The following is a 1,522-nucleotide window of genomic DNA, read 5'->3' on the forward strand; positions in this document are numbered from 1 at the left end:
CCCCCCCCCCCCCGATGCGATCAGGCCGCCAGCTCGCCGGTGTTGCGGCTGGTCATGAGTGGCTGGATGCGGGTGCCGAAGGCGTCGATGCCCGCCACGAAATCGTCGAAGGTCAGCATGATGCCCTTGATGCCCGGCACCGAGGCCACCTCGTCGAGCATCGCGGCCACCGTCGCGTAGGAGCCGACCAGCGTGCCCATGTTCAGGTTCACCGCGCCCTCCGGCGCCGAGATGGTCTTGGCCGTCGAACCCTCGGTGGCGGAGGCATCGCTGGCGGACTGACCCGACATCCACGCCAGCGCCTCCATGTCGGCGTTGTCGTGGTAGTCCTGCCATCTGGCCTGGGCGGCCTCGTCGGTCTCGTCGGCGATGATCATGAACAGTGCCAGCGCGCCCACATCGCGTCCGGTCGTCTCGGCCGCGGCCACCAGTTCGGCGGTGGTGTCGGCGATCGCGGTGGGCGTGTTCACCCCGACGCCCATGACGAAGTTGAAGTCGGCCATCTCGGCGGCGAACTTCATGCCGTTCTTGGACTGCCCGGCCGCCACGATCGGCACCGCGCCCGCCGCGGGCCGCGGCGAGAGCACGCAGTCGTCCATCGCGTAGTACTCGCCCTTGAAGTCGCTGACCCCGTCGGCCCACAGCTGGCGCATGACGGTCACGTACTCGGTGGCCTGGGCGTAGCGGTAGCCGAAGTACTCGTCGCCCGGCCACAGACCCATCTGCGTGTATTCGGCGGGCGCCCAGCCGGTGACGATGTTGACGCCGAAGCGGCCGGGCGCGATGGACTCGATCGTGGTGGCCATGCGCGCCACGATCGCAGGCGGCAGGGTCAGGATGGCGGTGGAGGCGAACAGCTTGATGCGTTCGGTCACCGCGGCCAGACCGGCCATCAGCGTGAACGACTCCAGGTTGTGGTCCCAGAACTCGGTCTCGCCGCCGAAGCCGCGCAGCTTGATCATCGACAGCGCGAAGTCCATGCCGTACTGCTCGGCCTTGGTGACGATGGTCTTGTTCAGTTCGAAACTGGGCTTGTACTGCGGCGCGCTCTTGCTGATGAGCCAGCCGTTGTTGCCGATCGGGATGAATACGCCGATATCCATGTCGCTCCTCCAGACGGATGCCGGGTCGATGCCGTGATGACTTCGAATGTATTGGCACTCCGTTTCCAGAAAACGCATCCGTGTAACGAGGTGGTTGCCGTGGGTAACTATCTGCTTGCGGGGCCGCTGCTGCCGCGCGCGACCAACTCCACCGCGAAATCGCGGTGCACCGGCGCGCCCGCGGCGCCGTCGATCCTGGCCAGCAGCAACTCGGCCGCCGTGCGGGCCATCTCGGCCAGCGGCTGGCGCACGGTGGTCAGGTCGAAGATCGCCCACGAGGAGAGGTCGAGGTCGTTGTAGCCGACGACGGACACCTCACCCGGCACCGAGAGGCCGAGGCGTTTTGCCGCCTCGACCCCCCCGTAGGCGACGAAAACGGTGTCGCACAACAGCCCCGACGGCCCGAGCGGGGCGCCCCC

Annotated in this window: 2 protein-coding genes; both read right to left on the reverse strand. The window is 67.6% G+C overall.

The window, feature by feature from the left end; translation table 11 throughout:
• Window positions 1–20: 20 nt before the first annotated feature.
• Complete coding sequence (rutA, locus tag QH283_RS28315; RefSeq protein ID WP_280505987.1) at window positions 21–1,103, reverse strand: pyrimidine utilization protein A; 1,083 nt, start codon at window positions 1,101–1,103, stop codon at window positions 21–23.
• 107 nt (window positions 1,104–1,210) lie between these two features.
• On the reverse strand, window positions 1,211–1,522 hold a 312-nt coding region (locus QH283_RS28320; protein ID WP_280505988.1), incomplete at its 5' end, for a substrate-binding domain-containing protein.

Source organism: Nocardia farcinica (assembly GCF_029867845.1).
GTDB lineage: Bacteria > Actinomycetota > Actinomycetes > Mycobacteriales > Mycobacteriaceae > Nocardia > Nocardia farcinica_A.

Bases quoted from the DNA above. Each gene is read 5' to 3' on its own strand.
- rutA (WP_280505987.1), bottom strand. From the start codon at position 1,103: ATGGATATCGGCGTATTCATCCCGATCGGCAACAACGGCTGGCTCATC.